At 72.6% G+C, this 22,828-nt stretch carries 21 protein-coding genes and 1 pseudogene; 11 read left to right on the top strand and 11 right to left on the bottom strand.

Features of this window, described 5'->3' with window-relative positions; all coding sequences use genetic code 11:
* Positions 1 to 137: 137 nt before the first annotated feature.
* Both P3X83_RS09800 and P3X83_RS09795 read right to left on the bottom strand, forming a co-directional pair.
* A complete protein-coding gene (locus P3X83_RS09800) occupies positions 138 to 1,328 on the bottom strand; it encodes a glycosyltransferase (RefSeq protein ID WP_277304606.1) in 1,191 nt (396 codons plus the stop codon).
* 55 nt (positions 1,329 to 1,383) lie between these two features.
* A pseudogene (locus P3X83_RS09795) lies at positions 1,384 to 1,899 on the bottom strand (carbamoyltransferase C-terminal domain-containing protein); the annotation flags it as partial.
* 360 nt (positions 1,900 to 2,259) lie between these two features.
* Between P3X83_RS09795 and P3X83_RS09790 the strand changes: the two are divergent.
* Genes P3X83_RS09790 through P3X83_RS09780 form a run of 3 tightly spaced genes read left to right on the top strand, consistent with a single transcriptional unit; the run spans position 2,260 to position 4,577 of the window.
* Positions 2,260 to 3,174 (top strand): SDR family oxidoreductase, encoded by a 915-nt coding sequence (locus tag P3X83_RS09790; RefSeq protein ID WP_277304605.1) that lies wholly within the window; start codon positions 2,260 to 2,262, stop codon positions 3,172 to 3,174.
* 52 nt (positions 3,175 to 3,226) lie between these two features.
* On the top strand, positions 3,227 to 3,571 hold the full coding sequence (locus P3X83_RS09785; protein WP_277304604.1) for a DUF3140 domain-containing protein: 345 nt from the start codon (positions 3,227 to 3,229) through the stop codon (positions 3,569 to 3,571).
* A 34-nt stretch (positions 3,572 to 3,605) separates the two neighbouring features.
* Positions 3,606 to 4,577: an NADPH:quinone reductase gene (locus P3X83_RS09780; protein WP_277304603.1), complete on the top strand. Its 972-nt coding sequence runs from the start codon at positions 3,606 to 3,608 to the stop codon at positions 4,575 to 4,577.
* On the opposite strand, the gene P3X83_RS09775 is transcribed toward P3X83_RS09780, so the two are convergent.
* Positions 4,558 to 5,478 carry an AEC family transporter gene (locus P3X83_RS09775; protein ID WP_277304602.1) on the bottom strand — a complete coding sequence of 307 codons (921 nt, stop codon included), beginning with the start codon at positions 5,476 to 5,478 and terminating at the stop codon, positions 4,558 to 4,560. The two genes, P3X83_RS09780 and P3X83_RS09775, sit on opposite strands and share 20 nt — an antisense overlap.
* 147 nt (positions 5,479 to 5,625) lie before the next feature.
* Between P3X83_RS09775 and P3X83_RS09770 the strand changes: the two genes are divergently transcribed.
* Complete coding sequence (locus P3X83_RS09770; protein WP_277304601.1) at positions 5,626 to 7,551, top strand: ABC transporter ATP-binding protein; 1,926 nt, start codon at positions 5,626 to 5,628, stop codon at positions 7,549 to 7,551.
* A gap of 69 nt (positions 7,552 to 7,620) precedes the next feature.
* Here P3X83_RS09770 and P3X83_RS09765 read toward each other — a convergent pair whose 3' ends face one another.
* The gene (locus P3X83_RS09765; protein ID WP_277304600.1) at positions 7,621 to 8,397 is read right to left on the bottom strand and encodes a Clp protease N-terminal domain-containing protein; all 777 of its coding nucleotides are present in this window, start codon (positions 8,395 to 8,397) and stop codon (positions 7,621 to 7,623) included.
* Positions 8,398 to 8,542: 145 nt separating this feature from the next.
* Here P3X83_RS09765 and P3X83_RS09760 point away from each other — a divergent pair, with 145 nt between their 5' ends.
* Both P3X83_RS09760 and P3X83_RS09755 read left to right on the top strand, forming a co-directional pair.
* Positions 8,543 to 9,073 (top strand): SigE family RNA polymerase sigma factor, encoded by a 531-nt coding sequence (locus P3X83_RS09760; RefSeq protein WP_277304599.1) that lies wholly within the window; start codon positions 8,543 to 8,545, stop codon positions 9,071 to 9,073.
* Positions 9,070 to 10,266, top strand: a complete 1,197-nt coding sequence (locus tag P3X83_RS09755) for a hypothetical protein (RefSeq protein WP_277304598.1) — start codon at positions 9,070 to 9,072, stop codon at positions 10,264 to 10,266. Before P3X83_RS09760 ends, P3X83_RS09755 begins: the two co-directional genes overlap by 4 nt.
* 33 nt (positions 10,267 to 10,299) lie before the next feature.
* Here the strand turns inward: P3X83_RS09755 and P3X83_RS09750 are convergent, their stop codons facing one another.
* Together P3X83_RS09750 and P3X83_RS09745 are read right to left on the bottom strand one after the other, a co-directional pair.
* Entirely contained in the window at positions 10,300 to 10,674 is a 375-nt protein-coding gene (locus tag P3X83_RS09750) for a VOC family protein (protein WP_277304597.1), read from the bottom strand.
* Between the two features lie 48 nt (positions 10,675 to 10,722).
* A complete protein-coding gene (locus P3X83_RS09745) occupies positions 10,723 to 11,613 on the bottom strand; it encodes a substrate-binding domain-containing protein (protein WP_277304596.1) in 891 nt (296 codons plus the stop codon).
* 176 nt (positions 11,614 to 11,789) lie between these two features.
* Between P3X83_RS09745 and P3X83_RS09740 the strand changes: the two genes are divergently transcribed.
* Positions 11,790 to 13,031, top strand: a complete 1,242-nt coding sequence (locus P3X83_RS09740) for an ROK family transcriptional regulator (RefSeq protein ID WP_277304595.1) — start codon at positions 11,790 to 11,792, stop codon at positions 13,029 to 13,031.
* A gap of 13 nt (positions 13,032 to 13,044) precedes the next feature.
* On the opposite strand, the gene P3X83_RS09735 is transcribed toward P3X83_RS09740, so the two are convergent.
* The gene (locus P3X83_RS09735) at positions 13,045 to 13,671 is read right to left on the bottom strand and encodes an alpha/beta fold hydrolase (RefSeq protein ID WP_277304594.1); all 627 of its coding nucleotides are present in this window, start codon (positions 13,669 to 13,671) and stop codon (positions 13,045 to 13,047) included.
* A gap of 71 nt (positions 13,672 to 13,742) precedes the next feature.
* Here P3X83_RS09735 and P3X83_RS09730 point away from each other — a divergent pair, with 71 nt between their 5' ends.
* Positions 13,743 to 14,054 (top strand): DUF1876 domain-containing protein, encoded by a 312-nt coding sequence (locus P3X83_RS09730; RefSeq protein WP_277304593.1) that lies wholly within the window; start codon positions 13,743 to 13,745, stop codon positions 14,052 to 14,054.
* Positions 14,055 to 14,466: 412 nt separating this feature from the next.
* Here the strand turns inward: P3X83_RS09730 and P3X83_RS09725 are convergent, their stop codons facing one another.
* A complete protein-coding gene (locus P3X83_RS09725; RefSeq protein WP_277304592.1) occupies positions 14,467 to 15,264 on the bottom strand; it encodes an ABC transporter permease in 798 nt (265 codons plus the stop codon).
* On the bottom strand, positions 15,257 to 16,213 hold the full coding sequence (locus P3X83_RS09720; protein ID WP_277304591.1) for an ATP-binding cassette domain-containing protein: 957 nt from the start codon (positions 16,211 to 16,213) through the stop codon (positions 15,257 to 15,259). The genes P3X83_RS09725 and P3X83_RS09720 overlap by 8 nt, the downstream gene beginning before the upstream one ends.
* Positions 16,214 to 16,318: 105 nt before the next feature.
* On the opposite strand from P3X83_RS09720, the gene P3X83_RS09715 reads away from it, so the two are divergent.
* Positions 16,319 to 17,071, top strand: coding sequence for a TetR/AcrR family transcriptional regulator (locus P3X83_RS09715; RefSeq protein WP_277304590.1), 753 nt, complete (start codon positions 16,319 to 16,321; stop codon positions 17,069 to 17,071).
* A gap of 1 nt (position 17,072) precedes the next feature.
* On the opposite strand, the gene P3X83_RS09710 is transcribed toward P3X83_RS09715, so the two are convergent.
* Positions 17,073 to 17,975 (bottom strand): LysR family transcriptional regulator, encoded by a 903-nt coding sequence (locus P3X83_RS09710; RefSeq protein WP_277304589.1) that lies wholly within the window; start codon positions 17,973 to 17,975, stop codon positions 17,073 to 17,075.
* A 90-nt stretch (positions 17,976 to 18,065) separates the two neighbouring features.
* Here P3X83_RS09710 and metE point away from each other — a divergent pair, with 90 nt between their 5' ends.
* Positions 18,066 to 20,297, top strand: coding sequence for a 5-methyltetrahydropteroyltriglutamate--homocysteine S-methyltransferase (gene metE / locus P3X83_RS09705; RefSeq protein ID WP_277304588.1), 2,232 nt, complete (start codon positions 18,066 to 18,068; stop codon positions 20,295 to 20,297).
* Between the two features lie 69 nt (positions 20,298 to 20,366).
* The gene (locus P3X83_RS09700; protein ID WP_277304587.1) at positions 20,367 to 20,669 is read left to right on the top strand and encodes a hypothetical protein; all 303 of its coding nucleotides are present in this window, start codon (positions 20,367 to 20,369) and stop codon (positions 20,667 to 20,669) included.
* A 52-nt stretch (positions 20,670 to 20,721) separates the two neighbouring features.
* Here P3X83_RS09700 and P3X83_RS09695 read toward each other — a convergent pair whose 3' ends face one another.
* A complete protein-coding gene (locus P3X83_RS09695; protein WP_277304586.1) occupies positions 20,722 to 22,827 on the bottom strand; it encodes a hypothetical protein in 2,106 nt (701 codons plus the stop codon).
* Position 22,828: the final 1 nt, after the last annotated feature.

Below are 22,828 nucleotides of genomic sequence, written 5' to 3'. Positions count from 1 at the left end.
CGGGAGGCACCACCCGATCGGCGACGACGGCGACGATACGGTCGTGATCGCCGGTGGGCGCTTGGACGTCGATGTTTCCCAGCACGATGTTCTCCCTCACTCTCGGTCATATGGCACTCTCGGTCATATGGCGCGGGTCATGCGGTGGCCGGGCGCCGCCGCCGGGCGCTGAGCACGTTGACGTAGACGGTCTCCACGGCCTCGGCCACCTTGGGCCAGCCGTACCTGGCCTGGACCCGGCGCTCGCCCGACTTCTCCAGGACGGCCCGCAGGCCCGGGTCGTCCAGCAGGTCGCGCAGCGCGCGGGCGAGCACGCGCGGACGGCGCGGCGGTACCAGCAGCCCGCAGCCGGTCACGGTGTCAAGGTGACCGCCCACCGCCGAGGCGATCACCGGCACCCCGCAGGCCATCGCCTCCAGCGGGACCATGCCGAAGGGCTCGTACCAGGGCACGGTGACCAGCACGTCGGCGGAGCGCATCAGCGCGGGCACGTCCGCGCGGGCGACGCCGCCGAGCAGCCGCACCCGGTCGGCGACGGCCCGCCGCGCGGCCAGCCGGGCCAGCCGTCGCACTTCCTCGTCGTCCGGGCCGCCCCCGGCGATCACCAGTTCCGCGTGCGGCACGTCGCGCAGCGCCTCGACCAGGGTGTCCACGCCCTTGCGCGGGACGAGCCTGCCGATGCTGAGCACCCGGCACCGGTCGCCGTCCCTGGGGGCGATCGGGCCGTCGGGGCGGAACAGGTCCAGGTCCACGCCGCACGGCACCACGCGGACCCGCGACATGGACACGCCCATCGCGCGCAGTTCCTCGGCCTCGTCGTGGCAGGTGGCCACGATCGCGTCGGCGCGCATGCCGATGTCGGTCTCGGCCTTCACCCGCTGCGGCGGGCTCGGGTCGGCGACCCCCTGCCAGCGGCGCTTCACCGTGCCGAGCGCGTGGTAGGTCTGCACCACCGGCACGGACACGCCACGGGCGGCGGCCAGCGCGGCCAGGCCGCTCATCCAGAAGTGGGCGTGCACCACGTCGGGCCGGTCGGCGGCCCAGCGCCGGGCCAGGTGCCCGGCGAAGGCGGGCATGTGGCGCAGCAGCTCGTGCTTGGGCAGCGGTACGGCGGGGCCCGCCGGAACGTACTCCACCGTCACGCCCTCGGCCATCGCCGCCGATCCCGGCTGATCCGGCGACGTGCGCCGGGTGTGCACGGTCACCGTGTGCCCCCGGGCGGCGAGCGCCCCGGCCAGCCCCGCGACGTGCACGTTCTGGCCTCCCGTGACCGCCGACCCGATGGCGGCCAGCGGGTCGGCGTGCTCGGAAACCAGATCGACTATCACGTGATCGCCTCCTTGACCGAGACCGGACGGCGATCCGCCGTCCGGTGCAGCGCGTTCACGACGCGAACACCTCCGTCCGGCGCACCACGTAGGGCCCGAGCACCAGCACGCCCACGGGGGCGGAGGCGGAGGCGAAGCATTCGAGCGCGTCGCGCGGGTCGTCCGCCATCGGGCGGCCCGCCGCTTCGAGACCGGCGTTGACCACGACGGGCAGCCCGGTCCTGGCCTCGAACTCACTCAGCAGCCGGGCCGGCAGTGGCTCTGCCGCGCGGTCAACAGTCTGGATCCGGGCCGTGCCGTCCAGGTGCACGACGGCCGGGATACGGTCGCGCCACTCCGGGCGCACGTCGTGGACGAAGAGCATGTAGGGGCTGACGGCCGGGCCGCGCCCGAACAGGTCGGCCGCTCGTTCGGCCGCCACCATGGGCGCGAGCGGGCGGAACCGCTCCCGGCCTTTGAGGTCGTTCAATCGTCCGGCGTTGGCGCGGTGCCCGGGGTGGGCGAGCAGCGAGCGGTGACCGAGGGCGCGCGGGCCGTACTCGGCGCGGCCCTGGAACCATGCGACGACCGCCTGCTCTGGGAGTTCCCAGGAGGCGAAGGGGACCGGGCGTTTGCCGTGTCTGCGCCTGCTGAAGCGTTCCTCCTCGGCGGCGGCGACGATCTCGCGGTCGATCACCAGCGCGGCGGCCGGATCATGAAATATGGCGTTGATTCCCAGAAAGCGCATACACGGCCTCCCCGGCCATGGTTCTCGTAGGTCCGGCACGCGTCACTCTGTGTGGTTCGTTACCCCGGCTCCGTGACGGGTAGTGCAGAGATTGTGGCGAGAAATGTTGATTTGCCGGATTTCACCCTGCGCTTGCCGTCCTGTTCGATCGGGACGGCGCGCTCGTGCGGCGAATCTGTCGGAGTCGTTTGACATCCTCGGGACATGAGCAGAGCACTGTCAGGCAAGGTCGCGGTGGTCACCGGCGGAACCCGGGGCGGCGGCAGGGGCATCGCCGTCGAGCTGGGCTCGGCGGGGGCCACGGTCTACGTGACCGGCCGGTCCACCCGCGAAGGGCGTTCGGAGATGAACCGCCCGGAGACCATCGAGGAGACCGCCGAGCTGGTCACCGCGGCGGGCGGCACCGGCATCCCGGTGCGGGTCGACCACCTGGAGCCCGAGCAGGTGCGGGCGCTGGCCGAGCGCGTCGATCGCGACCACGGGCGGCTCGACATCCTGGTCAACGACATCTTCGGCGGCGACCACCTGGCCAAGTGGAACACCCCGGTCTGGGAGCACTCCCTCGACGACGGCCTGCGCATGCTCCGCCTGACCATCGACACCCACGTCATCACCAGCCACCACCTGCTCCCCCTGCTGATCAGGCGTCCCGGCGGGCTGGTGGTCGAGGTCACCGACGGCACCGCCGAGTACAACGCGGCCAACTACCGGATCAACACCTTCTACGACCTCACCAAGACCGCCGCGCTCCGGCTGGCCTTCACACAGGCCCACGAGCTGCGCGAACACGGCGGCACGGCGGTGGCGCTGTCCCCAGGCTGGCTGCGCTCGGAGGCCATGCTCGACATCTACGGCGTCACCGAGGCCAACTGGCGCGACGCCCTCACCGAGGTCCCGCACTTCGCGATCTCCGAGACGCCCGCGTTCACCGGGCGCGCGGTGGTGGCGCTCGCCACCGACCCCGATCTGGCCAGGTGGAACGGCGCGTCGCTGTCCAGCGGCGGCCTCGCCCAGATCTACGGGTTCACCGACGTCGACGGCAGCCGCCCCGATGCCTGGCGCTACCTGGTCGAGGTGCAGGATCCCGGCAAACCCGCCGATGTCACGGGTTATCGCTGATGGTTGCCCCACTGACCGGGGGGTAGTCGCGACAGGTGTGGGGGGAGGCACGATGGCCGATCGAAACGACCCGGAGCTGGAACGGCTCTGGCGGGATTTCCACGGAATCGTCAACATGACGTCCGAGGAGCTGCGCGCGTGGCTGCTCACCGACGCCGCGGGAGAGGAGGCCTTCGAGCCCGGCCCCGACCTCGGCATCGAAGGGCTCGGCCGGGGCGTGCTGCACGTCCTCGGCAAACGGAAGGTCGATCTCACCGGCAACGATCTCGTGGTAATGCGCCGCACGATCGACCACGTGGCCGACCTGCTGGCCGGGGCGCCGCCCGACGCCGTGTCCGACGACACGTGGCGGCACGCCCTCATGTCGGTGGGACACGACCCATTGAGATCATCATGATGAGAGTCCAGGGAGTGCTGCCAGGAGGGCGCTGATGCGCGCTGCTTACGTCGAGCGGCTGGGCCCCGCGAGCGAGATCCGGTACGGCGAGCTGCCCGACCCGCGGTGCGGGCCGGGCGAGGTGGCCGTGCGGGTGGCCGCGGCGGCGGTCGACGGCGTCGACACCTTCGTCCGGTCCGGCGCCTACGCCACACCGGTCCCGCTGCCGCTGGTGCTCGGCCGCGACCTGGTCGGCAAGACGGTCGAGTCCGACACCTGGGTGTGGACCAACAGCCTCGGCCACGACGGCCGCCAGGGCGCGTCGGCCGAGCTGGCGTGCGTGCCCGCCGACCGGCTCTACCCGCTGCCCGAGGGCGTCGATCCGCTGGAGGCGGTGGCCGTGCTGCACCCGGCCGCCACGGCCTACACCGGTCTGGTGCACCACGCCCGGCTGCGGCCCGGCGAGACACTGTTCGTCGAGGGCGGCAACGGCGCTGTGGGGCGCTGCCTGATCCGCCTGGCCGCCGGGCTGGGCGCACGTGTGATCGCCTCCGCCCGGGGCGCGGCCAAGGCCGAGACCTGCCGGGCCTTCGGCGCCCACACGGTCATCGACTCCACGTCGGCCGACCCCAGGGCGGCGCTGGCGGCGCTGGCCGAGCTGGCGCCCGACGGCGTCGACGTCTACTGCGACACCACCGGGCGCACCCCGCCGGGGCAGGCCGTCCCCACCCTGGCGGTCCGGGGCCGCGTGCTGGTCATGGCCGGGCTCGGCGGCGACCCGGCCCCGCTCGACGCGGGGCCGCTCTATGTCCACGACCGTTCGATCATCGGCTTCGTGATCAGCCTGGCCACCACCGAGGAACTCGCCGAGGCCGCCGAGTGGATCAACGCCGAACTCACCGCCGGCCTGCGCCTCGGCACCCGGGTGATGAACCTGGAGAGGGCCCGCGAGGCCCATGAGGCCGTCGAGTCCGGCACTCGCGACGGCCGGCGGCTGATCCTGCGGGTCAGCCGAGCAGTGCGGTGAGCAGGGCCATCAGGGGGATGGAGACCAGGGTGCTGACGAAGATGGCGCCGCGGGCGAGGTTGGTGGCCGCGCCGAAGTGCAGGGCGTAGACGTAGACGTTCTGGGCGGTGGGCAGGGCGGCGAAGAGGGTGGCGGCCAGCAGCATGGTGCCCTCCAGGCCGAGCGCGTGCCGGGCGACCAGGTAGGCGACGGCGGGCACCACGACGGTCTTGAGGAAGACGGCGAGCACCACGTCCCGGCCGCCCTCCCTGGCCATCTCGCGGGTGCCGGGGCCGCTCAGGCTGACGCCGTAGGCGATCAGGATGACCGGCACCGCCGCCGCGCCGACGAGTTCGACCGGGCGCATCAGCACGTCGGGCACGTGCAGCCCGGTGACGGCGGTCAGCAGGCCGAGCAGTGAGGCGACGGTCAGCGGGTTGCGCACCGGGAGCAGCAGGGCCCGCCGCAGCGACCGGTCGGTGGACGGCGGTTCCAGCAACAGGAAGATGATCGGGGCCAGCACCAGGAGCTGGAACAGCACCACGGGCACGATCAGCGCGCCGTCGCCGAGCGCGTAGACGCTGACCGCGATGCCCAGGATGCCGGCGTTCACGTAGGTGGTGGCGATGACGCCGACGGTGGTCTCGCGCCGGTCGCGCTTCCAGAGCAGCCTGGCCACCAGCACGTAGGCGAGCTGGCCGACGGCCACCCCCGCGACGTTGGTGATCAGGATGGGCGAGAAGATCGAGCCCAGGTCGGCGGTGGCGACTGTGTGGAAGAGCAGTGCCGGGGTGGCGACGAAGAAGGCCAGGCGCGACAGCACCCGCTCGTCCTCTAGGCGCAGGACGCCGAGGGCGCCGACCACGTAGCCCAGCAGGGCCACGGCGAACAGGGCGACGAACGCCGCGAGCACGCCCGGCATCAGTTCGGATCGCGCACGGCGTCATGCCTCCATGTCCAGATGTTTCCGGCAAACAGGATATAAGCGGCACTTGCCACGGGTTGACCTGAACTTAGCTTGAGGTCGTAGCTTCCGTTTTTGTCGGAGCTATCTGGAAGGGTTCGCCACATGGACATGGAAGTCACCGCCTGGCATTCGCTGTACAACGCGATGCACGCCCAGTCCGACCAGCGGCCGTTCTCCATGGCGACGTTGCGCAGGATCGCGGGCTTCGCCCGCCCCCACCGCCGCATGCTGGCCTGGTACCTCGGGCTCGGCGTCGTGATGGCGGTGCTGGCCGTGGCCACCCCGATCCTCGCCGGGCAGGTCGTCGACGCCATCGAGAAGAGCGCGGCGGCCGGCACGGTCGTCACCCTGGCGGTGCTGATCGCCGTGATCGCCCTGGCCGAGGCCGGGCTCGGGCTGGTGTCGCGCTGGCTGTCGTCGAGCATCGGCGAGGGGCTGATCCTCGACCTGCGCCGCACCGTGTTCGACCACGTGCAGCGGATGCCGATCGCGTTCTTCACCCGCACCCGCACCGGCGCGCTGGTCAGCCGGTTGAACAACGACGTGATCGGCGCGCAGCGGGCGTTCAGCGACACGCTGTCCGGGGTGGTCAACAACATCGTGACGCTGGTGCTCACGCTGGTGGTGATGATCCAGATCTCCTGGCAGATCACGCTGCTCGCGCTGGTCCTGCTCCCGGTGTTCGTGCTGCCCGCGCGGCTGATGGGCAAGCGGCTGGCGAGCCTGGAGCGGGAGGCCGCCGACCACAACGCCGCGATGGGCACCCAGATGACCGAGCGCTTCTCCGCTCCCGGGGCCACGCTGGTCAAGCTGTTCGGCCGTCCGCGCGACGAGTCGGCCGAGTTCGCGGGCCGCGCCCGGCGGGTGCGCGACATCGGGGTCCGCACCGCCATGGTCCAGACGACCTTCATCACCGCGCTCACGCTGGTGTCCGCCCTGGCGCTGGCCCTGGTCTACGGCCTGGGCGGCTTCCTGGCGCTGCGCGGCGCGCTCGACACCGGCGCGGTGGTCTCGCTGGCCCTGCTGCTCACCCGCCTCTACACGCCGCTGACCGCGCTGGCCAGCGCCCGCGTCGAGGTGATGACCGCGCTGGTCAGCTTCGAGCGGGTCTTCGAGATCCTCGACCTCAAGCCGCTGATCGCCGAGCGGAAGGGCGCGACCGAGGTCCCTGACGGCCCGGTGTCGGTCGAGTTCGACAATGTCGGCTTCGCCTACCCGTCGGCCGAAAAGGTGTCGCTGGCCTCGCTGGAGGAGGTCGCCACCCTCGACACCCGGGGCGGCGTGCAGGTGCTCCACGACGTCTCGTTCCGCGCCGAGCCGGGCCAGATGGTGGCCCTGGTCGGCTCCTCGGGGGCGGGCAAGTCCACGATCGCGCAGCTCGTCCCGCGTCTCTACGACGTCGACTCGGGCGCGGTGCGGCTCAACGGCGCCGACGTGCGCGACCTCACCGCCGACACCATCCGCGACACGCTGGGCATGGTCACCCAGGACGGCCACCTGTTCCACGACACCGTGCGGGCCAACCTGCGGCTCGCCCGTCCCGGCGCCACCGACGAGGAACTGTGGGACGCCCTGCGCCGGGCCCGTCTCGACGACCTGGTCGCCGCCCTGCCCGACGGGCTCGGCACCGTGGTGGGCGAGCGCGGCTACCGGCTGTCCGGCGGCGAGCGCCAGCGCCTGACGATCGCCCGCCTGCTGCTGGCCCGGCCGAAGGTCGTCATCCTCGACGAGGCGACCGCCCACCTCGACTCCACCTCCGAGGCGGCGGTCCAAGAGGCGCTGGGCGAGGCGCTCGCCGGGCGCACGGCCGTGGTGATCGCCCACCGGCTGTCCACCGTCCGCGCGGCCGACCTGATCCTGGTGATCGAGGACGGCCGCGTCGTCGAGCGGGGCACCCACACCGAGCTGCTGGCGGCGGGCGGGCGTTACGAGGAGCTGTACCGTACGCAGTTCGACCAGGGCGAGCCGGGAGACCGCCGCGACCGGGCGGCGGGGCGCGAACCGGTGGCCGAAGAGGCCCTGGCCTGAGGACTCACAGCATGGTGATGATCCAAGCGAGGACAGCGATGATCAGTATGGCCCTGACCACCCATCCGTTCATCCGCCGGAGCCCGTATCGAGCCGCTCCTCCAGTCGCTCGATGCGGCGCACCAGCGGCTCGACCGCCCGCCCGACAGCCTCAGCCAGTGCCTTGGCCGGGTCCGCGGATGTGGCTGCCGCCCCCGCCCCCGCCCCCTGCGCTCGAAGGTGTACATAGCCCGCGAGCGCGGCGACCACGGCCCGCCGAGTCAGCCGTGCCTCCGCCCCCAGCGATCTGAGCACCTGCCCGCCCGCGCCGTCCGGTTCGGCGATCAGGCCGAGCAGCAGGTGCTCGCACCCGATGTAGTTGTGCCCCAGGCCGTGCGCCTCGGCCACGGCCATCTCCAGCGCGTTGGCCGCCGGGCCGCTGAAGCGCGCCGTCTCCCCGTCCGGCGTCTCCGGCGGGGCGGAGCCGCCTGAGCGGGAGGTCTGCGCGGCCAGGGCCCGCCCGACCTGCTCGGGCTCGATCTCGGCGGCGCGCAGCACGTGCAGGGCCAGGTTGGTGCCCTCGGCGAGCATGCCGCCGAGCAGGTGCTCGGTGCCCACCTCGGCCGCCCCGTCCTCCCGCGCGGCGGCCACGGACAGCTTCAGCACCTCCCGCGTGCGCGCGGTGAAGTGCGGGAATCGCGCGGCGAGGTCGTCGCCCGCGAGGTCGCCGGCCATGACCTCCCTGATCGCGGTGACCCGGCGGACGGCCTGCTCAAGCGCCCGCTGGCACACGGCGGAGACCGGCACCCCGGACGCCTTGACCGCCTCGGCCAGCTCGTCGGGCAGATAGACGTTGATCTTCGGCATCCCGAACAGCCTCCCCATTGGGGTTATGAAGGGGTTACACCTCCTTTTATAACCCCAATGGGGTTACTTTCGCTACCCTTTTCCATCGCCCGGCGGCCAACCTGAAGCCACTCCCACCGCGTTCTTCAGGGCGAAGGGAGAACCCATGGACCGCTACCAGGGCTTCCGTGAGTTCGTGGGCGCACGCCAGCAATCGCTGGTCCGCAGCGCCTACCTGCTCACCGGAGACGCCCACCTCGCCGAGGATCTTCTCCAGGACGTCCTGGTCAAGGTCGCCCGGCACTGGCCCAAGCTGGCCAGGGGAGGCAATCCCGAGGCGTACACCCGCAAGGCCCTGATCAACGAGCACATCTCCTGGCGCAGGCGGCGGCGCTCGGCCGAGTACCCCTCGGGCGACGCTCCGGAGCTCGCCCACGATCCGGGCGACACCACCGAACAGCGGATCGACCTGCGCCGGGCGCTCGCCCGGCTGTCCCCACGCCAGCGGGCCGTCATCGTGCTGCGCTACTACGAGGACCGCAGCGTGGACGAGACGGCGGACCTGCTCGGCTGCTCACCGGGAACGGTCAAGAGCCAGGCGCACCACGCGCTCGCCCGGCTGCGCGAGCTCCTCCCCGGCATCGCCCACCTCCTCCACGACACCGAGACGCACAAGCCAGAGGGGATCCGCCGATGACCACGTTCCGCGACCACCTCACCGCCGTCGCCGACGAAGCGCCCGCCGTCGATCTCGCCGGGCGCGCGCTCCACAAGGCCCGGCGCCGTCGTCGTGTCACCGGGTACGCCTCGGCCACCGCCGGGGCGGTCGCCGCGATGGCCGCCGCCGTGGCGTTCGCCGGCGTCGCGCCGTCCGGCAGCGCGGGCCGTGGCGTCATCACCAGCCAGGTCACCGACACGCTCCCGGCCTCCGGCGTCGGGCCGCTGAGTTACGCCTACTACGACTGGTGCGGCGAGGAGTGGAAGCCGGGGGTGAACACGCACCGGTTCGCCAAGGAGTGCGCGCAGTGGAACGTCGTGACGCGCGACGGCCGGAAGTACCGGATGCCGGAGGCGCTCAGCGTCTACACCGAGCAGACCGCCGACGAGTACATGAACACCAACGCCCCGCTGGTCATCTCGTCCGACGGACGGCGGGTGGCCTACTACAGCGAGCGCGACCGGGCGATCGCCGTCCGCGACCTGGACGGCGGGCAGGTGCGCCTCGTGCCGGTGCCGATCACCCGCGCCGAACTGGTGGCCGAGCCGATGCTGATCACCCTCTCGCCGGACGGCTCCCGCCTGGCCATGTGGCGCAAGGACCGGCCCGACGTGATCGTGAAGGTCGAAACCGGCGAGGTCACCCGGGTCCCGGACGGCTGGCACGTGCGGGCCCTCGACGACGCCGGTGACCTCACGGTCGTGGTCAGGGACGGCGAGGAACGCCGGTTGGGCCGCCTCGGCGGCGACGGCGAGGTGCGCCCGTTCCCGACGCTCAAGGACGAGCCGCAGGAGTTCGGCGTGCCGTCCGGCGACGGGAGCTCGCTGTCGTTCCTGAGCGGCCTGAAGACCGGCGTCACATCGTCCGGGAAGGAGCCCGGGAGCGGCCGGCCCAACGACACCGTGGTCACCATCGACCCCTGGACGGGGAAAGTCCTGCACATCGTCCGGCTGCGGGCGGATGGCCCCATCCACCCCATGCGGACGGGGGGATGGGTCGGGCCCACCGAGGTGATCGTCTCCGCGAGCAACATCGACAGGCCCTGGAAGGGCGGAGTCCCGACCCTGGGCGACCGCACCTACCGCGTAGACGTCAAGACCGGCCGGGTGACGCCGTCGGACGACTTCGGCTTCCCCGCCTGGGCGGGCAGCCTCGAACTCCCCGGCTTCTGACGGAGTCATCCCGGCCGGGCGCGCCGCCCGCCGCTACCGCGGACCGGCCACGCCGATCAGGTTCCCCTCGGGGTCGGTGAAGCGGCCGATCACCAGGTCGCCGGGCGAGCCCTCGGGGCCGAGCAGGCGCTTGCCGCCGAGCCGTTCGGCCTGGCTCAGCGCGGCCTCGACGTCGGGCACGTCCACGTAGAACAGGACCCGTTCGGTGTGGTCCGGCCCTCCGGCCACACCGCCGTTGATGCCCCCTGTGGTGTTCCCGTCCACGAACCCGTACTCGCCCGGCGACGAGACGGCGTCGCTGACCGCGTCGCCCACCTGGAACTCCCAGCCGAACAGCTCGCCGTAGTAGGTCCGCAGCCCGGCCGGGTTCCGCCCGATGACCTCGAAGTGCACCACTGGTCGTCCCATGGTTCTCTCCTCTCGAAGATCCCGGCCGCCCCCGTACTGCGGCCGGGTTCACCAATGAGACTCCGGCGCGCGCCCGGACTCATCGGGAGCGGGGCCGGTGGTGCCGCGTGGCACGTATGTGGCGGCGGGGGACCAGCGTTCGCTGACGGGAAGGCCGTCGGCGAGTTCGAGGATCGACGCGGCGACCGACAGCCCGAACCGGTGGACGTCCACGCTCATCACGGTGAGCGGCGGCGCGGTCGGCCTGGAGACCGCCAGGTCGTCCCAGGCGACCAGGCTGACCTGGCCGGGCACGGCCAGGCCGAGCGACCGCGCGGCGGCCAGCCCGCCGGCGGCCAGGACCTCGTCGTCGTACAGGACGGCCGTCGGCCGGTCCTCGCGGCGCAGCAGCGCGGCGGTCAGGCGGGCTCCGCTCTTCTCGGAGCAGTCGCCCGCGGCGAGCATGGGCGGCTCGATTCCGGCGGTCAGGCAGCCCGCGACGAGCGCGGCCGTCCTAACCCGGGTCCGCAGCAGCGACTCGGATCCGGTGACCCTGGCGATGCGACGGTGCCCGAGGGCCAGCAGGCGGTCCAGCACCTCCGCCGCCGCGCCCCGCTCGTCCGTGCGCACGGCGGGCGTCGCCGTCTCGGCGTCGTCGCACCCACCGGCCAGCACGGCGGGCAGCCCCACCTCGCGCAGGACGGCGGGACGCCGATCCCCCTCCGCGAGGTCCACCACGATGGCGGCAGCGACCAGCTTCCGCGCCGCCCAGCGCCGGTAGGTCACGATCTCCGCCTCGTGGGTGGTGACCACGCTGAGCAGCACCGGCATCTCGCGCTCCGCGAGCCCCTCCTCGACGCCCGCGACGAACTCCATGCGGAGCGGTTCGACCCCGGGCGAGCGGACCGGACGGGTGAGCACCAGCCCGATGACATCGGGGCAGCGGGAGGGATGTGCCATGGACTCCCTTTCAGGCGACGGCCGGGGGCGGGACCGACGTCAACGGAGTGCCGGGCCGGGCGACGAAGCGGGGCCGGAAGGGCGACGCCGAGTCTAGCGGCGCGGGACATGCCACCGCGCGTATCCCCGCTATCGTCCGATAACGCAGGAAACTGTGCCGACGACGGGAGGCCGCGGTGAACAAGCCCGCCAGGCACCACGCCAGCACCAGGTCCGCGGTGCTCGACGTGATCCGGGCCGCGGGGACGATCAGCCGGGCCGGTCTCGCCGACGCCACCGGCTACACCGCCGCCACGGTCTCCGTGGTGGTGCGCAGGCTCATCGACGACGGCCTGGTGCGGGAGACCGGGATGGCGGAGTCCACCGGCGGCAAGCCGCGCACCCTGCTCCAGCTCAACCGGTCGGCGCGGCACGCCATCGGCGTGCACCTCGACCACACGCAACTGAGCTACGTGCTGACCGACCTCGGCGGTTCGATCATCGGGCGGATGTCCCGCCCGGGGGCGGCCCACGACCGGGCGGGGGTCGAGGTCATGCGGATGGCCGCCGAGATCGAGACCCTGATCGAGGGCGTGGGCGTCGATCGGCGGGGGGTGCTCGGGGTGGGCGTGGTGTCCCCCGGGCCGTGCGGCGGCGTGCGGGCGAACCCGGCGGGGACGTACCGGCGTGCGGACCGGCGGCTCGGCCTGGCCCTGACCGACGCCACCGGCCTGCCGGTGATCACGGAGAACGACGCGACCGCCGCCGCCCTCGGCGAGTACTGGTCGGGCGTCGTCGGCGGCACCTCCACGTTCGCCGTCCTGTATGTGGGCGTTGGCATCGGAGCCGGGGTGGTGATCAACGGGATCGCGCACCGGGGGCCCAGCGGGAACGCCGGCGAGATCGGGCACATCTGCCTCGACGTGAACGGCCCGGAGTGCCGGTGCGGGGCGCGCGGCTGCGCCGAGGCGATGGCCGGGCCGGCCGCCGTGGTCGCCGCCGCCCGAGCCGATCAGGCCCTGGCCGGGCGCGCCGGGCTGACCGGGGCTTCCGTCGCCGCCGACTTCGCCGCTCTCGCCCGCGCCGCCCGGCGCGGGGACGACTCGGCTCTGGCGCTGCTTGAGGACTCCGCCCGCCACCTCGCCGTGCTCGCCAGGACGCTGGCCGCCGTCATCGACCTGGAGCTGCTGATCCTCACCGGACCCGGCCTCGCCACGGCGGGGCCCGTCTACCTGCCCGTGGTGCAGGACGAGCTGGACCGGGCCTTCGCGTCGCGCACCCACTCGGTGACCGTCCGGCTGTCCCGATCGGCGGCCACCGCACCGGCCGTCGGGGCCGCCGCGATGGTCCTGCACTCGGAGCTGATCCCGCTGCGCGAGGGGCTGCGCCTGCCCCACGACCTCACCGAGCCGGATCCGGTGCGCCCGGCCGTTACATAAGGGACAGATGGGGTCAATGTGTGATGAACCAGTCGCGGGCGAGAGCGGCCACCGCCTCCAACGCGCCGGGCTCCTTGAAGAGGTGCGTGGCCCCGGGAACGATCTCCAGGCGGACCTCGGTGTCCTCCATGTGCCGCATGGCCTCGGCGTTCAGCTCGACGACCTCGGTGTCGTCGCCGCCCACGATCAGCAGCGTGGGCGCGCGCACCCGGCCGAGCCGGTCGGCGGCGAGGTCGGGCCGTCCGCCCCGGGAGACGACGGCCGCCACGTCGGCGCCGTGCTCGCTCGCCGCCTGCAGCGCGGCGGCGGCGCCCGTGCTCGCCCCGAAGTAGCCCACCCGCAGGTCGGGAGCCTGGGCGCGCAGCCAGTCGGTGACGAGTTCCAGCCGGTAGGCCAGTAGTTGGATGTTGAAGACGTTCAGCCGGTCCTCGCTCTCGTCCGGCGTGAGCAGGTCGAACAGCAGCGTGCCGAGGCCCGCCTCGTTCAGCGCCTCGGCCACGAACTGGTTGCGCGGGCTGTTTCGGCCGCTCCCGCTGCCGTGCGCGAAGGCCACCACCATGGTGGAGTTCTCCGGCAGCGCGAACTGCCCCGGCAGCCGGAGCCGGAGGTCCGGCAGGGCGATCTGGACGTTGTCCTCCACCCGGGCTCATCTTCCCCGGCCGCGTGGCACGACACCGGGTTTGCCATATGCGCAGCGGGCAGGGGGAAAACATGGGCAGAAGGAACACGCCGCGCAATGAGGGGGCGGTGGTCATGACGGAGAAGAACTGGAACATCGAGATCCTGGTCGCCGAAGACGAGGTGAACACGACCGCGCGGGCCGTGCTCAGCACCACGACCGGCGAGGAACACGTCGGCGTGGGCGCCGCCCGCCGAAACCCGGCCGACGAACCGGTCGCCGAGATCGGTGACGAGATCGCCGTCGGCCGAGCCCTCGCCGACCTCGCCGAACACCTGCTCAGTCAGGGCGCGCGAGACGTCGCGAGGCTCTCCGGCCACGCCGAACAGACCCGGGCCTGGTAGCCGAACCGGCTTAATCCCAGCCGAACGCAACCCGCCCGGCGCGACCCGGCTGACGTATGTCCGCCGACGTGAACCCGGCCGCTTCACCATCGGTGGCCGGGTGGGCGCGGCGAGCTCGACCGGCAACGGGCGCTTCCCCGAAAGCGCGGGCACGGCCCCGGATTCCCCGGGGACCCCCGTGCGTCTCGCATACGCTCCCGTGGGACACGACGCCGGAGCGTCCGCCGGAAGTCACTGCCCGTCCCCGTCGGCGGCGGTCACCGGTCGCCGCCGGGCGGCCGGTGGAGACGTCGCTCAGATCGGGCATGCTCGAATCCCCCATGATTGCCACCGCGGCGGAGCGCGGCGGCCGGGGGAGAGATCGTGGTCGATTCGGAGGTGGTACGCGATCGGAGGGGTGTGAGGGCCGGGTTCAGCGGGCGGCGCGGCGGGCGAACAGCACACCCGACAGGACGACGGCGACCGCCAGGATGCCGGCACACCAGCTCAGCCCGAGCCACGGGGTGTCGCCGACGGCCTGGCCGAGCAGCAGCCCCCGCGCGCTGTCGATGATCGGCGTCGTGGGCTGGTAGGTGGCGAAGCCGTGGATGACCTCCGGCATGGTCTCGATCGGTACGAACCCGCTGCTCAGATAGGGCAGGAACAGCATGAAGAAGCCGAATCCGCCGGCCGCCTCCGGCGTCTTGGCGAGCAGCCCGATCATTGCCGAGAGCCAGGACATGGCCAGGATGTAGGCGACCAGCAGGCCGATCGTGGCGAGCCAGGCGCCGGGCCCGGCGTCGGGCCGGAAGCCGATCAGGAACGCCACCGCGAACACCAGGGTCATGGACAGCATGTTGCGCGCGGTGCTGGCCAGGACGTGCCCCGCGATGATCGCCGCCCCGCCGACGTCCATCGACCGGAACCGGTCGATGATGCCGTCCTTGAGGTCCTGGTTCAGGCTGACCGCGGTCAGCGACGCGCCGTAGCCCGCGCACAGCACCAGGACGCCGGGGAGCACGTAGGTCACGTAGTCGGTGCCGGTCTCGATCGCGCCGCCGAACAGGAACACGAACATCAGCATCATGATCACCGGCAGCAGCAGCGCGATGATCAGCGCGTCCACGCCGCGCAGCGACAGCCGCAGGCAGCGGGAGGCCATCACCGGCCAGTGCGCGCGGGCCGGGGTGGTGACCGGGTCGAGGGCGGGTTTGAAGGCCAGGTCAGCCATGCGCATGCTCCTTCTGTCCGGTCGTGGCCCGGCCGGTGAGGGTGAGGAAGACGTCGTCGAGGGTGGCGCTGTGCACGCCGAAGGTCGCCACCGCCGCGCGGCCGGGGTCCACCTCGTCCAGGACGGCCCGCACGTGCGCCGCGCCGCCGTCCGTCGCCACGGAGATCGTCAGCCGTCCCTGGTCGGCGTGCACCACCCGGCCGCCGAGCAGCGCGGCGGCCTCGGCGTACGCCTCGCGGCTCGCCATGACCAGGTCCAGCCGTGCGGCGGCGACCTGCCGTTTCAGCTCGTCGGCCGTGCCTGACGCGATCACCGTGCCCCCGTCGATGACGGTGATGCTGCCGGCCAGCCGGTCGGCCTCCTCCAGGTACTGCGTGGTGAGGAAGACGGTCACCCCGGTGTCCACCAGGTCGGTGATGATCCCCCACATGGTCTGCCTGCTGCGCGGGTCGAGGCCGGTCGTCGGCTCGTCCAAGAAGATCACCGCAGGGGGGACCACCAGGCTCGCCGCGAGGTCGAGGCGGCGGCGCATGCCGCCCGAGTAGGTGCCGACCCGGCGTCCCCCGGCGTCGGACAGGTCGAAACGCTCCAGCAGCTCGGTGGCCCTGCGGTGGGCGTCGCGGCGGGTCAGGCCGCGCAGGCGGGCCATCATCCGCAGGTTCTCCTGGCCGGTCTGCAGTGCGTCCACCGCCGCGTACTGGCCGGTCAGGCTGATGCTCCGGCGCACTTCCGAACGCTCACGGACCACGTCGTGGCCCGCGACCCGGGCCTGTCCGCCGTCCGCGCGCAGCAGAGTGGCCAGGATCCGGATCGTCGTGGTCTTGCCGGCCCCGTTGGGGCCGAGCAGGGCGGCAACGGTGCCCGCCGGAACGTGCAGGTCGACTCCGGTGAGCACTCTCATCTGGCCGAACGACTTTTCGAGGCCGCGCGCCTCGATGGCCGCGTCCATCCGGTCTCCTTACTGCGTACTTGATACACGCTATTGCGTATGGCATACATTTGTCTGCGTAGGATATACACAGAAGTGGTGGATCGGTCAACACGACGGAGCGAGATGGAGAGTGAGGACGACAACCGGCTTCCCCCGGGCGTCGAGACCGCCTGGGGACTGCGCAAACGTCCCGCGAAGGGCCCGAAACCGGCGCTCACCCTGCCCCGGATCGTCCAGGCCGCCGTGGGCGTCGCCGCCGACGAGGGCATCACCGCCGTGTCGATGAGCAGGGTCGCGGCCGAGCTGGGCGCGTCCACCATGTCGCTGTACCGCTACGTCTCGTCCAAGGACGAGCTGCTGACGCTGATGCAGGACTCCGCCATCGGGCACCCGCCGCCGATGCCGCCCGGCGTCGGCTGGCGCGAGGGGCTCGCCCACTGGGCCTGGTCGATGATCCGCGTGCTGCGCCTCAACCCGTGGCTGCTGCGCGTCCCCGTGGCCGGCCCGCCCGCCACGCCCAACAACGTGGCCTGGATGGAGCAGGCGCTGCGCTGCCTGACCGGCACCTCCATCGCCGAACCCGACAAGGTCAGCGTGGTGCTGCTCGTGACGATCTACATCCGGGGCCAGGCCACCCTCAACGCCGACCTGGAGGTCGCCTGGCAAGGCAAGCAGGACGACACCTACGAGGGCGCGCTGAACGGCTACAGCGCGTTGCTGCGCAAGGTCACCGACCGGCGCGACTTCCCGGCCCTGCACGCCGTCATCGACTCGGGGGCGTTCGAGGCCACCGACAGTGCCGACGAGGACTTCATCTGGGGGCTCGACCGCCTGCTCGACGGGGTGGAGCGGCTGCTGCGCGACGACCAGGAGTGATCTACCTGGTCCACAGGGCCTCCTGGACGGTCCGCACCACGGCCATCAGCTCGGGCGAGACCCGGTCGGGCGGCCAGGCCACCGCGTAGGCCAGGCGCAGGCCGCCGCCGTCGAACGGCACGAACTCCACGTCGTGCCTGCGCACCGACCTGACCAGCAGGTTCGGCACCGGCAGCAGCCCCATGCCCGCCGCCACCAGGTCGAGCGCGGCGGCGAGGTCGTCGAGGTCGCCGCCCACCACCCGCTGCGGGCCGCGCAGCCGGGCCGCGAACCGCGCCCACATGCCCCCGGGCGGACGGTTCCCCGGCAGCAGCACCCGGTGACGGCCGAGCCGGTCGGGACGCAGCCCCGACGACCGCGCCAGCGGATCGCCGGCGGGCACGGCGATGTGATCCACCGGCACGTGGAACCGCGCCGCCGTGGTGAACTCGCGCGGGAACGGCGCGCCCAGCAGCGCCGCCGCGACCTCGCCGGAGGACAACGCCGCCGTCGCGGCGGCCCACCCGGCCGGGCGCAGCTCGACCTCGATCGGCGGGCTGCGCCGGGCCATGCGCCGGGCGACCTGTGCGGCCAGCCCGCCCAGGAGGGATGGATAAGCGAACCGAATGGCCGGAGTGGCCTGTGCGGCCAGGCGGCCGGCCTCGGCGCTGAACGCGGCGGCGTCGTCGAGCAGCGCCTCGGCGTAGGGCAGCAGCGCGGCCCCCGCCGCCGTCAGCCGGACCTCACGGCTGGTCCGCTCGAACAACCGCAGGCCGAGCCCGCGTTCCAGACGGCCGATCGCCTGGCTGACGGCGGGCTGCGACATGCTCAGCTCGGCCGCCGCCCGGGAGAAGCCGAGATGCCTCGCCACCGAGGCGAGGCAGGCGAGGTCGCGCAGCGGCGGAGCGGGATCCATGCGCGTCATCAATGGATGATACCGGCCACCCGATGCGCTGGGCAGGATGCGCTCATCGCTGACAAGTCACAGCGACATGCCGAAGCGAGAGGAACCACCGTGACCGCAGTGCCATTTCCCGGCGCGTCCACCGTGCTCGGATACCCGAGGATCGGCCCGCGCCGCGAGCTGAAGCGGGCGCTGGAGGCCTACTGGGACGGCCGGGCCGAGGTCGGCGAGCTGCGCGCCGCCGGGGCCGAGCTCCGCGCGCGGACCTGGCGGCGGCTGGCCGGGCTCGGCCTGCCCGCGCTGCCCTCGAACACCTTCTCCGCCTACGACCACGTGCTCGACACGGCCGTCATGCTCGGCGCGGTCCCCGAGAGGTACCTGGGCGGGGAGACCCCGGAAGAGACCTACTTCGCGATGGCGCGCGGCACCGACGGGGTCGCGCCGCTGCGGATGACCAAGTGGTTCGACACCAACTACCACTACATCGTCCCCGAGATCGGCCCGGAGACCGCACTGCTGCCGCCCGACCCCGGCAAGCCGGTGAGCGAGGTGCGCGAGGCTCGCGAACTCGGATACGCCACCCGGCCGGTACTGGTCGGCCCGCTGACGTTCCTGCTGCTCGCCCAGCCCGCACCCGGCTCCCCCGCCGGGTTCACGCCGCTGGACCGGCTGGACGACGTGCTCGTCGCCTACGAGCAGGTGCTCACCGCGCTGGCCGCAGAGGGCGTGGACTGGGTGCAGTTCGACGAGCCCGCGCTGGTCGCCGACCGGAGCTTCGCCGAGCTGGCCGCCGCCCGCGCGGCCTACGAGCGGCTGTGCGCGCTGCCCGACCGGCCCGCGCTGCTGGCCGCCGCCTACTTCGGCGACCTCGGCGAGGCGCTCGCCGCGCTCGCCCCCGTCGAGGGGGTCGCGGTCGATCTGGTGCGGGGCGGCGCGGCCGGGCTGCGCTCCCTGCCGGGGATCGCCGACAAGGTGGTCGTGGCCGGGGTGGTGTCCGGGCGGGAGATCTGGCGGACCGACCGGGACCGGGCGCTGGGGGCGCTGCACGCCGTCCGCGAGGTGGCCGGGCAGGTCGTGGTCGGGACGGCCGGGTCGCTGCTGCACGTGCCGTACGACGTGGACCAGGAGACCGGGCTGGACCGCGCGCTGCGCGGACGGCTGGCGTTCGCCGAGCAGAAGGTCGCCGAGGTGGTCGAGCTGGCCGGGCTGCTCGCCTCAGGGACGCTGCCCGCGCGGAACGTGCCGCCCGCCGCGCCCGCCCCCGAGCCGCGCGAGCCGGAGGCCAGGAGCCCCTACCCGGTCCGGGCCGCCGCGCAGGCCGAGCGGCTGCGGCTGCCCGACCTGCCGGTCACCACGATCGGGTCGTTCCCGCAGACTGGGGAGCTGCGCGCGGCGCGCGCCCAGGTGGCCGAGGGCTCCCTCACCGAGGTCGGCTACGAGCGGCTGGTCCGCGCCGAGATCGAGCAGGCCGTGCGGGTGCAGGAGCACCTGGGGCTCGACGTGCTGGTGCACGGGGAACCCGAGCGCAACGACATGGTGCAGTACTTCGCCGAGCACCTGGACGGCTTCGCCGTCACCCGGCACGGCTGGGTCCAGTCGTACGGCTCGCGCTGCACCCGCCCGCCCATCCTGCACGGCGACGTCAGCCGTCCCGAGCCGATCACCGTGCGGTGGGCCGCCTACGCCCAGTCGCTCACCGACCGGCCGGTCAAGGGCATGCTCACCGGCCCCGTCACCATCGTGGCCTGGTCCTTCCGCCGCGACGACCTGCCGCTGCGGGACATGATGGACCAGGTCGCCGACGCCATCCGGGCGGAGGTCGCCGACCTGGAGGCCGCCGGGATCGGCATCGTCCAGGTGGACGAGCCCGCGCTGCGCGAACTGCTCCCGCTGCGCCGCGACGGGCACGACGCCTACCTGCGCTGGGCCGTCGGGGCCTACCGGCGCGCGACCGCCGGGGCGGCGGACTCCACGCAGATCCACACGCACCTGTGCTACTCGGACGCCGACCAGATCATCGCCGCCATCGACGCCCTGGACGCCGACGTGACCAGCGTCGAGTCCGCGAGGTCCGGCGCGCGGATCCTGTCGGAGCCCTCGGTGGGCACCTTCGCGCGCGGGCTCGGGCCGGGGGTGTACGACATCCACTCGCCCCGGGTGCCGTCCACCGAGGAGGTGGAGACCTCGCTGCGGGCGGCGCTGGACGTCCTGTCGGCCGGGCGGTTGTGGGTCAATCCGGACTGCGGATTGAAGACCCGCACGTATCCGCAGGTCGAGGCCGCCCTCGCCAACATCGTCACGGTTACTACCGCTCTTCGCCGCGAACTCTCACTGAATGTGTAAGAGGATGCATATCGGTTCTACCTACGCTTGTCGGCTCGGTCACCTGACTCCGCACGAAAGGGGAATCGCATGAAGTGGAAGATCGCCACAGGCTCGCTCATCGTGGTCGGCGCACTGCTGGCCACCACGAGCCCGAGTGCCGCGGCCACCGGACGGCTGAACCTGTACGGGCGCGTGATCGCGGTATCGCATCTCAACCCCGCGCCCGGCTGCTACAAGGGCACGGGCGAAGGCACCACCGTGGAGAACAAGACGGACAGCCCGTTACTGCTCTTCCCGGACGGCAACTGCACGACCAAGGTGTACTGGCCCGTCAAGCCGGGCGAGACCACCAAGAACCGCAACGTGGGCAGTGTCCGCGTGCTGAAGTGAGCCAGATCGCGGCCGGTCCCTCGGGACCGGCCGCGACCCTTGTCGACAGGGATCAGCGGCCGAAGACCACGGCGCGCAGGAAGCGCGGGTACGACATGTGCCGGTGGGTCTGCAGCTCCCGCACGATCGTCTGCTCCTCCTGCTCGGCGGTCTGGTGGTCGGCACGGGCCGTGGCGAGCCGCCGCTGAGTGTCGGCCATCGCTCGCGAGGTCGCCTGCGTCGCCACGTTGTGGCCGTCCGTGATCTGCCGGATCTCGCCCGCGTGCCGCTGCACGATGTCGTTCCGCAGGCTCTGACGGGCCTGCTCGGCGAGGGTCCGCTGCTCCTGGAGGCGCTTCTCCTCCGCCTGGTGGCCCAGCTCGATGCGCTGGCGGGTGGCGGGCGGCAGCGTGGTGGGCATGCTCGGCTGGGCCATGGCCGCCTGCACGTGCAGCAGCCGCCAGTTCTCCAGCGCCGACGCCCGGGTCTCGCCGACCCCCTGGACGTGCACGGACCGCCCGTCGGGCAGCAGGAAGTGGATCTCCGGGGTCTGCTCGTGGCCCACCGCCACGGAGTGGATGCCGACGAAGTCGGCGGGCGTGACGATGCCGGCGGCGCGCAGGCCGTCCACCGTGGCCGCGCCGACGCCCTGCACGTCGCCGGGACCGAGGCTCACCCGTTTCAGGTACGCGAGCGTGTGGTTCTGGCGCAGCAGGTCGAGCGCCCCGCTCAGCTCCGCCGCCTGCCGGGCAGGAAGTGCCTGGATCTGCTGGTAGAGCGGGCTGAGCTGCTGCGCCGTGGCCCGGTCGAAGGTGCCGAGTTCTAGCCGGTGGCGTCCCTGGAGGTCGTGCAGCTCCTTGGCGTTGGCCGTCATGCGGCGGGCGTGGTCGGTCTGGATCTTGTTGCCCTCGCTCTCCACGCCCGACACCGCGCGCAGCGCCCGTTTGGTCTTCTGCGCGGCGCGGGTGCGCCGCGACACGACGGCCTTGCGGGCCTTCGGGCCGGGCAGCGTGGCGTACACCGCGCGGCTCACCCCCAGCCCCACCAGCAGGACGGCCCCCGGGACGGCGCCCCGCACCATCAGCGGCAGCGCCGTCAGCCACAGCACCACCCCCAGGGCGGCGCACAGCCCGAGGAAGGTCAGCCGCGTGCCCTTCATCGCGCCCGGGTGGTCCTTGAAGCTGTAGACCGGACGTGGCGGCGCGAACGGCACGTGCCCGCTCATCCACGCGGGCAGACCCCGCGCGGCGGGCGCGCGCACCTCGGACGGCTGGGTGGCCGGCGGTGGCAGCGTGGGCAGCGCGGTGAGCGGCTGGACCGCCAGGTCGCTGATCCGCATGGCGAAGTCGCGGATCTCGGCGGTGCCGTGCCCCCTGAGGTTCGCCATCCGGGCCGAGGTGCCCGGGTGGATGAAGTCGTCGTCGACCAGCAGCAGGTACTCGCCGTCCTGCTCATGCAGGCCGTGCCACAGCGTGGGGTCGGCGGCGATGGAGGCCAGCGACATGTGGATCAGCCAGGCGGAGAACCGGTCGAGCTCGGGCCCGAACTCCGCGCCGGTGCGAAGCGGCGACTGGTAGTGACGGTGCCCCTTCTCGCTGGCCGGGAACCCGGACAGCGAAGGGACGTACATCCCGTCGTAGTCGACCAGCTTGAACCGGCCGTCGGCCTCCACCAACAGGTTGCCGTGCTGGAGGTCGCCGTGCGCGATGCCCGACCGGTCGAGGTCGGCGACCAGCTCGGCGAACCGGTCGGCGAGCCCGCGCAGCGCGGCCTGGTCCCAGCAGTGCTCGTCGATCCAGCGGGTCAGGCCGACGGCCTCGACCCACTCCATCTTCAGGATCGGGAACCAGTGCCCGCCGACCATGACGCCCCGGGGCTGGTAGTCGAAGCCGACCTTCCAGTCGTACGGCAGCGCCCGCAGGGCCTCGCTGATCGCCAGATAGCGCTTCTCCTGGTCGGGGACCTCACGGGTGAAACACTTGATCGCGTATCGCTTGGCCGACGCGGTGGTCAGCGAGAACACGCTGGCGAAGTTGCCGGAGATCGGCTTGGGCCGTCCGAGCCGATCGACGTGCGGGGCCGCCGTCTTGAGTTCGGGGTCGCTGAAGCAGAGCCGGGGGTTCTGCAGCGCCTCGACGTAGTCGCCGCCACTGGGAAAGCGCCTCACAGGAGCCGCCATC

The sequence above is a fragment of the Spongiactinospora sp. TRM90649 genome (assembly GCF_029382225.1).
GTDB lineage: Bacteria > Actinomycetota > Actinomycetes > Streptosporangiales > Streptosporangiaceae > Spongiactinospora.
Note: the sequence above shows the minus strand (reverse complement) of the source record. Positions and strands in the feature narration are given on the sequence as shown.

Bases quoted from the DNA above. Each gene is read 5' to 3' on its own strand.
- P3X83_RS09745 (WP_277304596.1), bottom strand. From the start codon at position 11,613: ATGGCACATCCCTCCCGCTGCCCCGATGTCATCGGGCTGGTGCTCACC.
- P3X83_RS09730 (WP_277304593.1), top strand. From the start codon at position 13,743: ATGGGCAGAAGGAACACGCCGCGCAATGAGGGGGCGGTGGTCATGACG.
- P3X83_RS09785 (WP_277304604.1), top strand. From the start codon at position 3,227: ATGGCCGATCGAAACGACCCGGAGCTGGAACGGCTCTGGCGGGATTTC.
- P3X83_RS09750 (WP_277304597.1), bottom strand. From the start codon at position 10,674: ATGGGACGACCAGTGGTGCACTTCGAGGTCATCGGGCGGAACCCGGCC.
- P3X83_RS09695 (WP_277304586.1), bottom strand. From the start codon at position 22,827: ATGGCGGCTCCTGTGAGGCGCTTTCCCAGTGGCGGCGACTACGTCGAG.
- P3X83_RS09765 (WP_277304600.1), bottom strand. From the start codon at position 8,397: ATGCCGAAGATCAACGTCTATCTGCCCGACGAGCTGGCCGAGGCGGTC.
- P3X83_RS09770 (WP_277304601.1), top strand. From the start codon at position 5,626: ATGGACATGGAAGTCACCGCCTGGCATTCGCTGTACAACGCGATGCAC.
- P3X83_RS09725 (WP_277304592.1), bottom strand. From the start codon at position 15,264: ATGGCTGACCTGGCCTTCAAACCCGCCCTCGACCCGGTCACCACCCCG.
- P3X83_RS09700 (WP_277304587.1), top strand. From the start codon at position 20,367: ATGAAGTGGAAGATCGCCACAGGCTCGCTCATCGTGGTCGGCGCACTG.
- P3X83_RS09760 (WP_277304599.1), top strand. From the start codon at position 8,543: ATGGACCGCTACCAGGGCTTCCGTGAGTTCGTGGGCGCACGCCAGCAA.
- P3X83_RS09710 (WP_277304589.1), bottom strand. From the start codon at position 17,975: ATGACGCGCATGGATCCCGCTCCGCCGCTGCGCGACCTCGCCTGCCTC.
- P3X83_RS09715 (WP_277304590.1), top strand. From the start codon at position 16,319: ATGGAGAGTGAGGACGACAACCGGCTTCCCCCGGGCGTCGAGACCGCC.
- P3X83_RS09780 (WP_277304603.1), top strand. From the start codon at position 3,606: ATGCGCGCTGCTTACGTCGAGCGGCTGGGCCCCGCGAGCGAGATCCGG.
- P3X83_RS09790 (WP_277304605.1), top strand. From the start codon at position 2,260: ATGAGCAGAGCACTGTCAGGCAAGGTCGCGGTGGTCACCGGCGGAACC.
- P3X83_RS09755 (WP_277304598.1), top strand. From the start codon at position 9,070: ATGACCACGTTCCGCGACCACCTCACCGCCGTCGCCGACGAAGCGCCC.
- P3X83_RS09720 (WP_277304591.1), bottom strand. From the start codon at position 16,213: ATGGACGCGGCCATCGAGGCGCGCGGCCTCGAAAAGTCGTTCGGCCAG.
- P3X83_RS09775 (WP_277304602.1), bottom strand. From the start codon at position 5,478: ATGCCGGGCGTGCTCGCGGCGTTCGTCGCCCTGTTCGCCGTGGCCCTG.